Origin of the sequence: Bacillus sp. AF23, assembly GCF_020861455.1 — a bacterium.
GTDB classification, from domain to species: Bacteria; Bacillota; Bacilli; order Bacillales; family Bacillaceae; genus Bacillus; species Bacillus halotolerans.
Genome location: NZ_JAJHVY010000068.1, coordinates 1 through 203, shown reverse-complemented (window position 1 = coordinate 203; position 203 = coordinate 1). Strand labels below are relative to the sequence as shown.

General features: G+C 58.6%; 1 tRNA gene. It reads right to left on the bottom strand.

The features are described from left to right. Positions 1–57: 57 nt before the first annotated feature. Positions 58–148: transfer RNA gene (locus LNN34_RS21890), tRNA-Ser, on the bottom strand. Positions 149–203: the final 55 nt, after the last annotated feature.

Here is a 203-nt window from a genome sequence, read left to right as displayed (position 1 = left end):
ACCCGTGTTACCGCCGTGAAAGGGCGGTGTCTTAACCGCTTGACCAACGGGCCGTCATGGCGGAGAAGGAGGGATTTGAACCCTCGCGCCGCTTACACGACCTACACCCTTAGCAGGGGCGCCTCTTCAGCCACTTGAGTACTTCTCCATATGGCTCCACAGGCAGGATTCGAACCTGCGACCGATCGGTTAACAGCCGATAG